The organism is Nonomuraea sp. NPDC003804 (assembly GCF_040610675.1).
Lineage (GTDB): Bacteria > Actinomycetota > Actinomycetes > Streptosporangiales > Streptosporangiaceae > Nonomuraea.
In genome coordinates this window covers 1-13,157 of record NZ_JBEXMT010000047.1, presented here as the reverse complement: position 1 = coordinate 13,157, position 13,157 = coordinate 1, and the positions used below count along the sequence as shown (strand labels likewise).

At 70.4% G+C, this 13,157-nt stretch carries 12 protein-coding genes; 7 read left to right on the top strand and 5 right to left on the bottom strand.

Translation table 11 applies throughout. The annotated features are described in order from the left end of the window. Positions 1-7 precede the first annotated feature (7 nt). From ABZX22_RS41585 to ABZX22_RS41575, 3 genes are all read right to left on the bottom strand, one after another. Positions 8-757: a helix-turn-helix transcriptional regulator gene (locus ABZX22_RS41585; protein ID WP_354921599.1), complete on the bottom strand. Its 750-nt coding sequence runs from the start codon at positions 755-757 to the stop codon at positions 8-10. Then, positions 754-1,554 (bottom strand): DUF4097 family beta strand repeat-containing protein, encoded by an 801-nt coding sequence (locus tag ABZX22_RS41580; protein ID WP_354921596.1) that lies wholly within the window; start codon positions 1,552-1,554, stop codon positions 754-756. Before ABZX22_RS41580 ends, ABZX22_RS41585 begins: the two co-directional genes overlap by 4 nt. A gap of 102 nt (positions 1,555-1,656) precedes the next feature. Next, positions 1,657-1,836: a DUF6104 family protein gene (locus tag ABZX22_RS41575; protein WP_354921593.1), complete on the bottom strand. Its 180-nt coding sequence runs from the start codon at positions 1,834-1,836 to the stop codon at positions 1,657-1,659. Positions 1,837-1,976: 140 nt separating this feature from the next. Here ABZX22_RS41575 and ABZX22_RS41570 point away from each other — a divergent pair, with 140 nt between their 5' ends. From ABZX22_RS41570 to ABZX22_RS41560, 3 genes are read left to right on the top strand one after another with little or no spacing between them, the layout of a single operon-like run. Continuing rightward, on the top strand, positions 1,977-2,567 hold the full coding sequence (locus ABZX22_RS41570) for an RNA polymerase sigma factor (protein ID WP_354921591.1): 591 nt from the start codon (positions 1,977-1,979) through the stop codon (positions 2,565-2,567). Further along, a complete protein-coding gene (locus ABZX22_RS41565) occupies positions 2,560-3,699 on the top strand; it encodes a CU044_5270 family protein (RefSeq protein WP_354921588.1) in 1,140 nt (379 codons plus the stop codon). Before ABZX22_RS41570 ends, ABZX22_RS41565 begins: the two co-directional genes overlap by 8 nt. 34 nt (positions 3,700-3,733) lie before the next feature. Next, positions 3,734-4,537 carry a hypothetical protein gene (locus tag ABZX22_RS41560; RefSeq protein ID WP_354921585.1) on the top strand — a complete coding sequence of 268 codons (804 nt, stop codon included), beginning with the start codon at positions 3,734-3,736 and terminating at the stop codon, positions 4,535-4,537. Between the two features lie 95 nt (positions 4,538-4,632). On the opposite strand, the gene ABZX22_RS41555 is transcribed toward ABZX22_RS41560, so the two are convergent. Both ABZX22_RS41555 and ABZX22_RS41550 read right to left on the bottom strand, forming a co-directional pair. Further along, the gene (locus tag ABZX22_RS41555) at positions 4,633-8,274 is read right to left on the bottom strand and encodes a multifunctional oxoglutarate decarboxylase/oxoglutarate dehydrogenase thiamine pyrophosphate-binding subunit/dihydrolipoyllysine-residue succinyltransferase subunit (RefSeq protein WP_354921582.1); all 3,642 of its coding nucleotides are present in this window, start codon (positions 8,272-8,274) and stop codon (positions 4,633-4,635) included. A 201-nt stretch (positions 8,275-8,475) separates the two neighbouring features. Then, positions 8,476-9,120, bottom strand: a complete 645-nt coding sequence (locus ABZX22_RS41550; RefSeq protein WP_354921579.1) for a phenylalanine--tRNA ligase beta subunit-related protein — start codon at positions 9,118-9,120, stop codon at positions 8,476-8,478. A 25-nt stretch (positions 9,121-9,145) separates the two neighbouring features. On the opposite strand from ABZX22_RS41550, the gene ABZX22_RS41545 reads away from it, so the two are divergent. From ABZX22_RS41545 to ABZX22_RS41530, 4 genes are all read left to right on the top strand, one after another. Then, a complete protein-coding gene (locus tag ABZX22_RS41545; RefSeq protein WP_354921577.1) occupies positions 9,146-9,544 on the top strand; it encodes a hypothetical protein in 399 nt (132 codons plus the stop codon). 38 nt (positions 9,545-9,582) lie between these two features. Next, complete coding sequence (locus ABZX22_RS41540) at positions 9,583-10,137, top strand: winged helix-turn-helix domain-containing protein (RefSeq protein ID WP_354921574.1); 555 nt, start codon at positions 9,583-9,585, stop codon at positions 10,135-10,137. 161 nt (positions 10,138-10,298) lie between these two features. Beyond that, on the top strand, positions 10,299-11,525 hold the full coding sequence (locus tag ABZX22_RS41535) for an MFS transporter (RefSeq protein ID WP_354921571.1): 1,227 nt from the start codon (positions 10,299-10,301) through the stop codon (positions 11,523-11,525). A gap of 338 nt (positions 11,526-11,863) precedes the next feature. Further along, positions 11,864-12,922: an MBL fold metallo-hydrolase gene (locus ABZX22_RS41530; protein WP_354921568.1), complete on the top strand. Its 1,059-nt coding sequence runs from the start codon at positions 11,864-11,866 to the stop codon at positions 12,920-12,922. Positions 12,923-13,157 lie beyond the last annotated feature (235 nt).

Sequence of the window (13,157 nt, the reverse complement as noted above, 5' to 3'; positions counted from 1 at the left end):
CCGGCCGCTATCGGCGTAGCGACTCGCGGATCTGCTCGCCGGCGGCCTCGAGCGCCTCCTGGCAGGCCGACAGCGTCTCGCGGGTCAGGCGGCTCTCGGAGGCCTCCTCGCGCACCTTGGCGACGAAGTCGGCGAGCAGCTCGCCGAGCTCGGCGTCGAGTTCGGCCCTGCTGTCGGTCGTGCCGTTGTCGGCGGTACGGCCGCCGGCCGGGCCGCCGAGGTCGCTCCACACCTGGGTCCAGACGCGCCGCCACTCCCTCGACAGCCGCTCGCCCTCGCTCTGCCACTGGGCGGCGTGCTCCATCCACTGGCGCTTGTGCTGCTCGCTGATCCGGCGCACGTGCACCCGCTGCTGCTGCGCGGCGCCCCTCTTGACGTCCTTGGCCATCGCGGTCAGCTCTTCGCGCAGCGACTTGACCGTCTCGCGGACGTCCTCCTTGACCTCGCGGGCGATGTCGCGCACCGAGTCGGTGATCTCCTGTTCGAGGTCGGCCAGCTCGTCCAGGCGGGAGTCGAGCTCGGCGCGGCCCTTGTCGGTGATCGAGAACACCTTCTTGCCGTCGATCACCTCGTGGGTGACCAGGCCTTCTTCCTCCAGCCTGGCCAGCCGCGGGTAGATCGTGCCCGGCGAGGGGGAGTAGACGCCGAGGAAGCGGTCCTGGAGCAGCCTGATCACCTCGTAGCCGTGGCGCGGGCTCTCCTCCAGCAGCTTGAGCAGGTACAGCCGAAGCCTGCCATGGCCGAACACCGGGCTCATTCCTTCTCCCCCTTGAGCAGCGTGACATCGGCCGAGACGGTGGTGGCCGTGAGCGAGGCCATTCCACCACCCAGCCTTCCCGACAGCGACTTGGCCCCGAGGTCGCCGATCCTGTACAGCTCGTCGAAGGCCGAGTTCAGCCGGCCCGTGGTGGAGCGGATCGCGACATCGCTCTCCACGTCGTACGGCAGGCGCACCAGGATGTCGCCGGAGACGGTCGTCAGCGTGACGTGCCCGGTCGGGCGCAGGGCCAGGTCGGCGGTGATGCGTCCGGAGATGGTGTTGGCCCGCAGCCGCCGCGGCGTGCCGCCCGCGACCGCCAGGTCGCCCGAGACGCTCTTGAACGCCAGGTCGCCCTCCATCGCCCTGGTCTCCACGTCGCCCGAGACGGTCTCGGCGTGGACGTCGCCGCTCACTCCGTCCAGGACGATCTCGCCGGAGACGCTACGGACGTTGGTGCGGCGCTCGAACCCGGCGACGACGGCCGAGGCGGAGACCACGCCGACGCTGATCGGGCAGTCCTTGGGCACGGTGATCGTCAGCGTGGTGGCGCGCTTGCCCGAGCGTTTGAGCCAGCCGAGCAGGCCGTCCCAGGTGAGGTCCTTGTAGGCGATGGTGAGGGTGCCGTCGTCGTCATGGGTGACGATCAGCGGCGCCGAGTCGATCTCGGCCACGTCGAGCGTCGGTGGCCCCTCGCTGGCCAGGACGGCCAGTTTCCCCGCGACGACGCGCACGTTGAGCGCGGCCACGGTGTCGAAGGTGAGCTGCTGCGGGCGCTCGATCGTCCACTGCGACATGGTTCCGTCCTTCGTTGCCGACACGTCCACCACAAGACACGATATGTCGCGTTTCGTCAAACATCAAGATGTATCGCGTCAGGGCGCGTCGAGCGCCAGGCGTCACTCGTCGTCGTCGGAGTCGTGGCGGGCCAGCCACGTGGCCAGGCGCTCGATCGGCGTCTCGAAGTCGGGGTTGAGATCCACGAACTCGCGCAGCCGCTCGCCCAGCCAGAGGATGCTGACCTCCTCCTCGCCGCGACGCTCGACGAGTTCCTCGATCCCCCGGTCGGTGAAGTACATCTCTCTCCTGTTCCCTCGGTCGAGGCGAGCCCACGACCGTGAAGCAACTCTAACGAGCGCCCGGAGGTGCTCCGCCGTGAACCTTTCGCGCGCGGCCCGGTAAATACGGGCATTCGATCATTCGTACCGAAAGGCACCGCATGCCGCAGCCCGCCGCGACCGTGGAGGTCGCCGACGCCGAGCTGATCCGGCGGTCGTTGCACGAACCCGAGATGTTCGCCGCCGTCTTCGACCGTCATGCCCCGCACCTGCACAGGTACGCGGCGCGGCGGCTCGGCCCTGACGCCGCCGAGGACGTCGTCTCCGAGACGTTCCTGGCGGCCTTCCAGAGCCGCCACCGCTACGACGTGGCGTACGCCGACGCCAGGCCCTGGCTGTACGGCATCGCCTCCAACGTGATCAGCAAGCGGCGCAGGGACGAGATGTCCCGCTACCGCGCCTACGTCCGCAGCGGCGTGGACCCGGCCGAGATCACCGGAGGGCTCGTCGAGGACAGCGTGACCACGCTGACGGTGAACCGCCCGCTCGTCGCCGCGCTGGCCGGGCTCAAGCGGCGCGATCGCGACGTGCTGCTGCTGATCGCGTGGGTGGGGCTGAGCTACGACGAGGTCGCCCGCGCCCTGGACATCCCGGTCGGGACGGTCCGCTCGCGGCTCAACAGGGCCAGGAAAAAGGTTCGCCAGGCACTGGACGACACCACCACCACACCGAAGGACGGTCTCCATGGATGAGATGGACGAACTGCGTCGCCTCTGGGCCACCGTGCCCGAAGGATCGGCGGAGGACCTCGCCGGCTCCCGCACGCTCCTGGCGCGCGCCTACACCGCGGACCGGCACGCGCGGGGGCCGCGCCGGCTCCGCGTCATGACGGCCTGGCGGTCGGGCCTGCCGGTCAGGGCCGGGCGGTCGGGCCTGCCGGTCAAGGCCGGGCGGTCAGGTCTGCCGGTCAGGGCCGGGCGGTCGGGCCTGCTGGTCAGGGCGGTGGCCGTGGCGGGCGCCACGGCCGTGATCGGCGTGGCCGTCCACCTGGTCCCCGGCGCGCTGCCGCCCGCGAGCGCGCAGGACGTGCTCGAAAGGGCGGCCGACGCCGCCGCGGAACAGAAGGAGGTGACGCTGCGGCCGGGCCAGTACCTCCACGTCAGGTCCGTGGCCGCGCAGACCCTGACGGTCGGCCGCAAGGACGGCACCGGCGCCGACCACCTGGCCCTCACGGTCGCCGAGGACAGATGGGAGCCCGCGACGGCGGGCAGGCCCTGGCTCGTCAGAGAGGAACGGACGGCCGCCACCCCGCTGCCGGGCAGCCGCCTCCCCTCCCTGCCGTGGCGGCATGGCGTCGAGGACAGCGTCTACGAGTCGTCCTGCGACAAGACCCCCGGTGACGAGCTGTCGTACCTGCGGCTCGGCGACTGGCCCACCGACGTGGCCGCGCTGCGCGCCAGGATCGAGAAGGCCGCCGCGCAGGAGGCGGGACCCGCGAACCTGCGCCTGTGGACGACGATCAGCCGGCTGGTGCGGATGTCGGCCGCCCGCCCGGCCCTGGCCGCGCCGCTGTTCGAGGTGGCCTCCGGCCTGGACGGCATCAGCCTCGACGCCGAGGCGACCGACGCCGCGGGCAGGCCCGGCATGGCCGTCGGCATGGCCGAGAACGACAGCCTGCGCTCCGAGCTGGTCTTCGACAAGGACACCTACCGCTACCTCGGCACCCGCCACGTCGTCACGAAGGACAGGACGGAGACCCCGGGCGGCCACACCTTCGTCATTCCGAAGGGCACCGTCACCGGCACCGCGCTGCTCGGCGTCGAAGCGGCCGACACCATGCCCGAGCCGGCACCCCACGCTTCCCGACTCAAGATCCCCTGCTGAGCCTCAAGATCCCTACTGGAAGGACAACAACACCATGCTGGTACTTACCGCCCTGCTGGCGGCCGCCGTGGCCGTCACCCCCTCGCCCGAGTACGACGCCGCCCACACCAAGGCGGTCAAGCTGGAACAGGCCCAGGTGTCGTGCATGAAGGCGGCGGGCCTGGAATACCGGCCCCTCGACATCGAGAAGGCCACCAGGAGCGCCGCCGACCGCAAGGCGCTCAACGGGGACTACGCCGCCATGCGGGCCAAGCGGGCCACGGAGGGCTTCGGCGTCTGGTCCGAGCTGGTCCACCCCGAGCGCGACGAGGACAAGGACCACCCGAACAACGCGGTCGTCATGTCGCTGCCCGAGAAGCAGCACAAGGCCTACCAGACGGCCCTGGACACGTGCTTCTCCTCGTCGGCCAAGACCGTGCTCGGCAAGGACGTCCGCTCGCTCGACGACTACTACGAGCAGCTCGACAGCGCCTACGACACGCTGGCCGGCACCGAGCTGGACGGCGCCGCCAACCTGGTCAAGCTGGGCAAGTCCTTCGCCACCTGCCTCAAGGTCGACCCCGCCAAGCCCACGCGGCTGGCTGAGCGAGGCCGCCGCTTCTTCCTGGACGAGCGCACCAAGGTCGCGCGCGGGCAGGGGGTCAGCGCGCCTGCCGAGGCCACGAGCGTACGCCCGGCGATGACGCCCGCGCAGGCCAAGCCGTACCTGGACAAGGAGATCAAGGCCGCGCTCCAGGACCTCAGCTGCGGCAAGGACTTCTACGCCGCCTACGCGCCCAAGGCGTGGAAGCTCCAGCAGCAGGTCTACGCCGACTACGGCGTGCCGTTCGCCTGGTAACAGCACGCCGGAAGGGCCAGCAGCACCCCGGAAAGCCGAACGCCCCGGCCTGTCGGTCACAGGCCGGGGCGTTCGCGCGTTCCGCGAGCTGTCTGTCAGCCGAACACCGCGTGCTGGATCTCCTCCAGCTCCCTGTCGTGCGCGGCGTGCGAGCCGGTCGCGGGGGAGCTGTTGGGCGTACGGGAGATCCTGCGCAGGCGGCGACCACCGAACAGGTCGGGGTTCTCCGCCAGCTTCAGCGTCAGGTACGGCCACGGCCCCATGTTGACCGGCTCGTCCTGCGCCCAGATCAGCTCCACGTTGGGGCTGTAGCGGGCGAGCTCGGCGTTGAGCTCGTCCTCAGGGAACGGGTAGAGCCGCTCGATGCGGACGATCGCCGTCGTGTCGGCGGCGGCCGACTTCTCGCGGGCCGCGGCGAGGTCGTAGTAGACCTTGCCGGAGCACAGCACGACCCTGGTGACCTTGCCCGCGTCGACCGTGGTGTCGCCGATGACCGGCTGGAAGGTGCCGGAGGTGAACTCGGCGGCGGCCGAGGTGGCCTTCTTGTGCCGCAGCAGCGACTTCGGCGTGAAGACGACCAGCGGCTTGTGCCTGCCCGCCAGCACCTGCCAGCGCAGCAGGTGGAAGTAGTTGGCGGGCGTGGTCGGCTGGACGACGGTCATGTTGTCGAGCGCGCAGACCTGCAGGAAGCGCTCGATGCGGGCCGAGGAGTGGTCGGGACCCTGACCTTCGTAGCCGTGCGGCAGCAGCAGGACGACGCTGGACTTCTGGCCCCACTTCTGCTCACCGGACGAGATGAACTCGTCGATGATCGTCTGGGCGCCGTTGACGAAGTCGCCGAACTGCGCCTCCCACGCCACCAGCGCGTCGGGCCTGACCACGCTGTAGCCGTACTCGAAGCCCAGCGCCGCGTACTCGCTCAGCAGCGAGTCGTAGACGTAGAACTTGGTCGTGTCGTGGTTGAAGGTCTTCAGCGGCGTGTGGTCCTCACCGGTGTGGCGGTCGACCAGCACGGCGTGGCGCTGGACGAACGTGCCGCGGCGGGAGTCCTGGCCGACCAGGCGCACCGGGCGGCCGTCGATCAGCAGCGAGCCGAAGGCGATGGTCTCGCCCATGGCCCAGTCGATGCTGTCCTGCTCCACCATCTGGCCGCGGCGCTGGATGATCGGCGCCAGGCGCGGGTGCGGGGTGAAGCCCTCGGGCAGGTTGAGCTGGGTGTCGACCACGCGCTTGAGCGTCTCGTCGGAGATCGCCGTCTGCGTGTCGGCGTGGGACCACTTGACCACCTCGGTGGCGGGCACGTGCAGCTCCCCGGCGTCGGCGGGGTGCTTGGCCGCCTCGCGGACCTCGGTGAAGGCCTGCTCCAGCTTCGCCTGGTAGTCGCGCAGCGCCGACTCGGCCTCCTCGACCGTGATGTCGCCGCGGCCGATCAGCGCCTCGGTGTAGAGCTTCCTGGTCGAGCGCTTGGCGTCGATGATGTCGTACATCAGCGGCTGGGTGTAGGCGGGGTTGTCGCCCTCGTTGTGGCCGCGGCGGCGGTAGCAGATCATGTCGATGACGACGTCCTTGCGGAAGGCCTGGCGGTACTCGAAGGCCAGCCTGCCGACGCGGACGACCGCCTCGGGGTCGTCGCCGTTGACGTGGAAGATCGGCGCCTGGATCATCCGCGCCACGTCGGTCGCGTAGACGCTGCTGCGCGACGAGGCGGGCGAGGTGGTGAAGCCGACCTGGTTGTTGACCACGATGTGGACGGTGCCGCCGGTGCGGTAGCCGCGCAGCTGCGACAGGTTGAGCGTCTCGGCCACCACGCCCTGGCCGGCGAAGGCCGCGTCGCCGTGGACGAGCACCGGCAGGACGGAGAAGCCCTCCTCGCCGCGCTCCAGCAGGTCCTGCTTGGCGCGCACGACGCCCTCGAGGACCGGGTCGACCGCCTCCAGGTGGGAGGGGTTGGCGACCACGGAGGAGACGATGGTCTTGCCGCCCGGCGCGGTGAAGGTGCCGGTGGCGCCGAGGTGGTACTTCACGTCACCGGAGCCGTGGGCGGTGCGCGGGTCGATGTTGCCCTCGAACTCGCCGAAGATCTGGCCGTAGGACTTGCCCACGATGTTGGCCAGCACGTTGAGGCGGCCACGGTGGGCCATGCCGATGACGACCTCGTCGAGACCCTCGCCCGCGGCCTCGCTGATGACCGAGTCGAGCAGCGGGATCAGCGACTCGCCGCCCTCGAGGGAGAAGCGCTTCTGGCCGACGAACTTGGTCTGCAGGAAGGTCTCGAACGCCTCCGCCGTGTTGAGGCGCGCGAGAACGTGCAGCTGCTCCTCGCGGTCGGGCTTGGCGTGGGGCTTCTCCACCCGCGCCTGGATCCAGGCCCGCTCCTCGGGGTTCTGGATGTGCATGTACTCGATGCCGACCGTGCGGCAGTAGGAGTCGCGCAGGACGCCCAGGATCTCGCGCAGCTTCATCAGCGGGCGGCCGCCGAAACCGCCGGTGGCGAACTCGCGCTCCAGGTCCCACAGGGTCAGCCCGTGGGACTGGATGTCGAGGTCGGGGTGCTTGCGCTGCTTGTACTCCAGCGGGTCGGTCTCGGCCATGAGGTGGCCGCGGACCCGGTAGGCGTGGATGAGCTCGATCACGCGGGCGGACTTGGCCACGTCGTCCTCGTGGGAGGCCGACACGTCCTGCGTCCAGCGGACCGGCTCGTACGGGATCCTGAGCGCCTCGAAGATCTCGTCGTAGAAGCCGCCCTCGCCCAGCAGCAACCGGTGGATCGTGCGCAGGAAGTCGCCGGACTGGGCGCCCTGGATGATCCGGTGGTCGTAGGTGCTGGTGAGGGTCATCACCTTGGAGACAGCCAGGCGCGACAGCGTGTCGGGCGAGGCGCCCTGGTACTCGGCCGGGTACTCCATCGCGCCGACGCCGATGATCGTGCCCTGGCCCGGCATGAGGCGCGGCACGGAGTGGACGGTGCCGATCGTGCCCGGGTTGGTCAGCGAGATCGTCGTGCCGGTGAAGTCGTCGACGCCGAGCTTGCCGCCGCGCGCCTTGCGGACGACCTCCTCGTAGGCCATCCAGAACTGGCGGAAGTCCATGCCCTCCGCGGCCTTGATGGACGGCACGAGCAGCTGGCGCTCGCCGTTGCTCTTCTGCACGTCGATCGCCAGGCCGAAGCCGACGTGCTCGGGCTTGACCAGCGTCGGCTTGCCGTCGACCTCGGCGTAGGAGTGGTTCATCTCCGGCATGGTCTTCAGCGCCTTGACGATGGCATAGCCGATCAGGTGCGTGAAGGAGACCTTGCCGCCACGACCGCGCGCGAGGTGATTGTTGATCACGATGCGGTTGTCGATGAGCAGCTTGGCGGGAATGGCCCTGACGCTGGTGGCCGTCGGCACGACCAGCGAGGCGTCCATGTTCGCGGCCGTGCGGGCCGCCGCGCCGCGGAGCTTGACCTCTTCGGCGCCGGCGGGCACGGGGGTGGAGACCTTGGGCTTCTCAGTAGCGGTGGTAGTCACGGCGGCCTTCGGTGCGGCGGGGGCGGGCGCGGTCGCTGTGCCGTTCGCCGCCTCCCTGGCCGGGGTTCTGCCCGGTCCATAGTCAGGGTTGTAGTCAGCGAAGAAGTTCCACCAAGCCTGATCAACAGACTCGGGGTCCTGGAGATACTTCTGGTACAGCTCGTCGACAAGCCATTCGTTCTGACCGAAGCTTGCCAGCGGGTTTGTCCGCGACGACTCAGACGACACGGCGGAAATCGCCCTCTTCCGCAGATCGGCATTGATAGAGAACCTGTCCAAGGCTACTCGCCCGGACCGGCATAGTGCGCCCTTGAGGCCACACCACTCCGCCTGATCCTCTCAGGAGAGTTCGAAGTGGTCACGCCTCCCTAGTCATTCCTGGGGGTGCAGCCATTGTTACCATTCGGTATCGACCATCTGGTGCAGGTTTTACCTCCTGCTAACAATGAGTCGGCTTTCGACCCTAATGTCCGATGTGATCCGGTTCAGCAGGTCGGCCAGCTCCTCCCCGGCCTCCTTCAGCTCCTCCAGCGACAGCGGTTCGAGCCGCTCCAGGAGGAAGAGCGCGTCGGTGGTCTCCTCGGTGATCCTGGTGCGCGCCACCTGCCGCCAGTTCCAGCGCCTGCACGTGACACCGGAGTCGTCGCGCCAGACGACCTCGCCCGGCTCCGGCGTGCCCAGCGCCTCCTCCGACGGCTCGTCGCCCCTGGCCCGCAGCAGGTGCGCCGCGCCCTGGTAGTGGCCGAGGTCCTCGCCGCCGATCGGCAGCACGTGCTTGACGCTGACGGCGTTGTAGGCGTCGACGACCAGGTTGATCTCGGGCAGCGGCAGGCGGCGGGTCAGCGCGTCGACCGAGGGTCTGGTCCGCTGCGGCTTGGCGCCGAACGCCCGGTAGGCCGCCCGCCACGGGTCGATCTTGTCCTGCTGGACGGCGTGCGAGGATGCCTCCTCGAGCCAGGCGCGCGAGCGGTCGTCCGTGGGGCCGTTGCGCAGGCCGTACGCGGTCATCACCAGCACGGCGAAGTCGGGCCGCAGCTCGAAGATCTCGGGGTCAACGCGAACGTCGTCAATCATCTTCCCAGCTTAGAAGGACACTCGCATGAACCATCTCGTCCTTGATCTCAAGTATCACTGGGCCGTCTTCGGTCTGGCGCTGTTCCGGCCCGTGGTGACGCTGAACGGCTATCCGGTGCCGGTCCGATGGGGGCGCAACGTGATCCCCGTGGTGCCCGGCTCCCATCACCTGCATGTGCACGTGCCCGGCATCCTGCCGCCCCAGGTGGGCGCCGCCGACCTGCAGGTGTGGGTGGCGGCTGGCCAGTCGCTGCCCGTGGAGTACCGGGCGCCGGCGTGGTCCTTCTCGCCGGGGGCGCTCGGGCCCGCTCCCCAGTCGTGGAACGGTCTGGCCTACCAGCTGGCGCTGCTCGGGGTGCTGCTCGTGCCGCTGGCCTTCATCCTCTTCCTGCTCGGCGCGGTGCTCGTCTCGATCGCCCAATAGTCTTTGCAAAAAACCCTTTGCGATTTACCCTGGGTGGCATGGAGGACGCCTTCCACATCAGCGACCCGCGCACGCTCAAGGTCGTCGCCCACCCGCTCAGGGTCAGGCTGCTGGGCCTGCTTCGCGCCGAGGGGCCCGCCACCGCCAGCTCGCTGGCGCGCACGGTGGGCGAGAGCTCCGGCTCGACCAGCTATCACCTGCGCGAGCTGGCCAAGTACGGCTTCATCGAGGAGGACCCGTCCGACGACGCCAGGGAGCGCCGCTGGCGGGCCCGGCACCGCTTCACCGCGTGGAACACCGCCGAGCTCTCGGACACCCCCGAGGGCAAGGAGGCCGTCGCGATCATGCACCTGCGGCAGATCGAGTCGATCGCCCGCTCGATGGAGGAGTTCCAGGAGGGCGAATGGCCGGTGGAGTGGGTCGAGGCCGCGGGCATGGGCGACCGGCTGGCCAGACTCACCCCCGAAGGCGTCAAGGAGTACTTCGAGCGCGTCGCCGACCTGCAGCGCGAGCTGGAGGCCAGGTACGGCGCGGCGCCCGGCGCCGAACAGGTCTACCTCGGCACCACGGCCTTCCCCCGGAGGTCGCGATGACCCCGGGGCCCTCTGGAACCCCTGAGAGCCCGGGGACCTCTGAAAATTCGGGGACCTCTGAGAGCTCGGGGATTTCTGAGAGTTTAGGGATCCATGAGACTAAGGGGACCCCTGGGGTCCCGCCGACACCGCTGACCCCGCTTTCGGCGCGCCGCCGCTACATGCTGGTCAGCCTCCTCACCTGGCTGCCGCCCGGCCTGATGATGGCCCCGATGGTGCTGCTCATGACCGAGCGGGGCCTCACCATCGCCGAGGTCGGCGCGGCCATGGCCGTCTACTCGGCGGTGAGCATCGCGCTCGAGCTGCCCACGGGCGGCCTGGCCGACATCGCGGGCCGCAGGGTCGTCCTGTCGGTGTCGGCCGCCTTCATGGCGGCGGGGCTGTCACTCATGGTCGTGGCCGACTCCTTCGTGCTCTTCGCGGCCGCCGCGGTGCTCAACGGCGCGGCGAGGGCGCTGTCCAGCGGGCCCGCCGAGGCCTGGTACGTCGACACCCTGCACGCCGCCGAGGGCCCCGCCGCCGATCTCAAGCCGGGGCTGTCCAGCGGATACGCGATGCAGGCGGTGGCGCTGTGCGGCGGCACGCTCGTCGGCGGGATCGTGCCCCTGGTCGTGCCCGGCGGGCTGGCCGTACCCCCGGGAATGGGCGCGGTCGCCGCCGTCGTGCTGCTGGTGGTCGTGCTCTTCGCGCTGCCCGAGCCGCCCCACCCGCGCGGCACGCTCGGCGAGGTGCTGCGCGCCGTGCCCGCCACCGTGGCCGCGGGGCTGCGCATGGCCGCCTTCGACGCCGTGCTGCGGCGGCTGATGCCGATCGCGGTGATCTTCGGCGTCGCGCTGGTCGCCGTCGAACTGCTCACCCCCGTACGGCTGGCCGCCCTCACCGGCGAGGCGGAGACCGGCGCCACCGCCTACGCCTTCGTCGCCGCGATCGGCTTCGCGGGCAGCGCCCTCGGCAGCGCGCTGGCCCCCAGGATCGCGGCGCTGCTCGGCGGCTCGGTGCGCGGCGCGGTGGCGGGCATCGTGGTGACCGCGCTGTCGCTGGCCGCGCTCGCCGCCACCGCGCGGCTGGGCGGCGCGGCCGGCCTGGTGACCGCGGGGCTCGCCTACGCGGGGATGTTCACCGGACTGTCGATCAACGCGCTGCTGCGCACCGAGCTGACCCACCTGCGCGTCACCTCCGCCGAGCGTGCCACGATGACCTCCGTGACCGCGATGTCGCTGCAGGCGGGCGCGGGCCTGGCCAACCTGGGCCTCGCCTCGCTCGCGCTCGCCCTCGGCACGGCGGCCGCGTGGTGGCTGGCCGCGGCCTTGGTGCTGGCCTCCGCCCTGCTGTTCGTCAGGCTCCCCGCCGTCCGTCCTGCCGCCCCGGAGGAGCAACCGGCCGCGTGACGCCCCTTCCCTGACCTCCGTCCCCGCGCCCACCCGGGCGTGGCGTCCGCCTCGCCGTGCGAACCGCTCCGGCGTTCACCCGGGCGTGCGTGCGCCTCGTCGTGCGAACCGTTCCCCCCGCGGCACGGGCGCTCGTCGGGTCGTGCGAACCGTCTCCGCACGCACCCGTGCCGTGCGAATCGGGACCCGCGCGGTACGGGTGCTCGTCGGCCGTGCAACCGTTCCGGCGTGGCAGGGGTGCTCGGCCGTCGGGTCGGGCGGGCGGGCGCGTTCTGACGTGCCCGGCGAGAAGGCAGGTGGGGCGGCGGAACCGAACATGGTTCTGGAACAATGGCGAGATGGCGAAGTTTGTGGTGACGGCGGCGAACGAGGCTCAGCGGGCCGCCTGGTTGGACGGAACGCTTCCCGCGGTCGAGAAGGTACGGCCGGGCCTGTGGTCGATCCCGGTGCCCATCCCGGTCAACCCGTTGCGCTACGTCCTGGTCTACGCCCTCGAGCTACCCGACGGCGTCGCGATCATCGACGCGGGCTGGAACACCGACGAGGCCTACGAGGCGCTGGCCGCGGGCCTGGCCGTCGCCGGCTACGCGATCACTGACGTCAAGGCCGTGCTCGTCACCCACATCCACCCCGACCACTACGGCCTGGCCGGCCGCATCCGCGAGGCGTCGGGCGCGTGGATCGCGCTCCACCCGGCCGACGCCCGGCTGCTGAGCGACCGCTACGACGACGAGTACGTGGAGTCGCTGGTGGAACGGGAGAAGGCGCTGCTGGTCAGGTCGGGCGTGCCGGAGCGGACGCTGGGGGAGCTGGCGGGCGCGTCGATGATGATCAGGCACATGGTGACGATGGCGCCGCCGGACCGGCTCGTCGAGGACGGTGACCGGCTCGACCTGCCCGGCTGGGACCTGCGCGCGGTCTGGACGCCGGGGCACTCGCCCGGACACCTGTGCTTCGTCTCCGGTGAGCGCAGGGTGCTGTTCTCGGGCGACCACGTGCTCGCGAAGATCACCCCGATCGTCGCCGTGCACCCGCAGTCGGGTCCCGACCCGCTGGCCGACTACCTCGACGCGCTGCTCGCCGTGCGCAAGCTGGATGTGGAGGAGGTGCTGCCCGCCCACGAGTACCGCTTCATGGAACTGGCCGAGCGGGTGGACCACGTGATCGGCCACCACGAGGAGCGGCTGGCGGAGATCGAGGGCGTGGTGGCCGCCCACGACGGCATCACCTGCTGGGACATCGCCACCCGGCTGACCTGGTCGCGGCCGTGGGAGTCGATCCAGCCGTTCATGCGCAGGGCGGCCACCAACGAGACGCTCGCGCACCTGGTGTGGTTGGAGAACAAGGGGCGGGTCAGGTGTGTCCAGGGCGAGCCGGACATATGGTATTCCATGTAAATCCTGTAGGAAAAGTTGACTAGATCCGACGGGATGCGTAGCGTCGGTCGCGACGGCTGAGCAGCGGCCAGAGGAGAGCGATGAGCATCGTCACCGTCGTCGGCAACCCCCGAGCGGGATCCCGCACCCACGGCGCCGCGATGGCGGCCCCCCCCCCCCCCCCCCCCCCCCCCGCCCCCCCCCCGGGGATCGACGGCCACCACCCCAACGGAAGAAGAAAAAAAGGAAAAACAAA

Excerpts from the sequence above, each read along its gene's own strand:
- ABZX22_RS41585 (WP_354921599.1), bottom strand. The coding sequence starts at position 757 with ATGAGCCCGGTGTTCGGCCATGGCAGGCTTCGGCTGTACCTGCTCAAG.
- ABZX22_RS41580 (WP_354921596.1), bottom strand. The coding sequence starts at position 1,554 with ATGTCGCAGTGGACGATCGAGCGCCCGCAGCAGCTCACCTTCGACACC.
- ABZX22_RS41575 (WP_354921593.1), bottom strand. The coding sequence starts at position 1,836 with ATGTACTTCACCGACCGGGGGATCGAGGAACTCGTCGAGCGTCGCGGC.
- ABZX22_RS41570 (WP_354921591.1), top strand. The coding sequence starts at position 1,977 with ATGCCGCAGCCCGCCGCGACCGTGGAGGTCGCCGACGCCGAGCTGATC.
- ABZX22_RS41565 (WP_354921588.1), top strand. The coding sequence starts at position 2,560 with ATGGATGAGATGGACGAACTGCGTCGCCTCTGGGCCACCGTGCCCGAA.
- ABZX22_RS41560 (WP_354921585.1), top strand. The coding sequence starts at position 3,734 with ATGCTGGTACTTACCGCCCTGCTGGCGGCCGCCGTGGCCGTCACCCCC.
- ABZX22_RS41550 (WP_354921579.1), bottom strand. The coding sequence starts at position 9,120 with ATGATTGACGACGTTCGCGTTGACCCCGAGATCTTCGAGCTGCGGCCC.
- ABZX22_RS41545 (WP_354921577.1), top strand. The coding sequence starts at position 9,146 with ATGAACCATCTCGTCCTTGATCTCAAGTATCACTGGGCCGTCTTCGGT.
- ABZX22_RS41540 (WP_354921574.1), top strand. The coding sequence starts at position 9,583 with ATGGAGGACGCCTTCCACATCAGCGACCCGCGCACGCTCAAGGTCGTC.
- ABZX22_RS41535 (WP_354921571.1), top strand. The coding sequence starts at position 10,299 with ATGCTGGTCAGCCTCCTCACCTGGCTGCCGCCCGGCCTGATGATGGCC.
- ABZX22_RS41530 (WP_354921568.1), top strand. The coding sequence starts at position 11,864 with ATGGCGAAGTTTGTGGTGACGGCGGCGAACGAGGCTCAGCGGGCCGCC.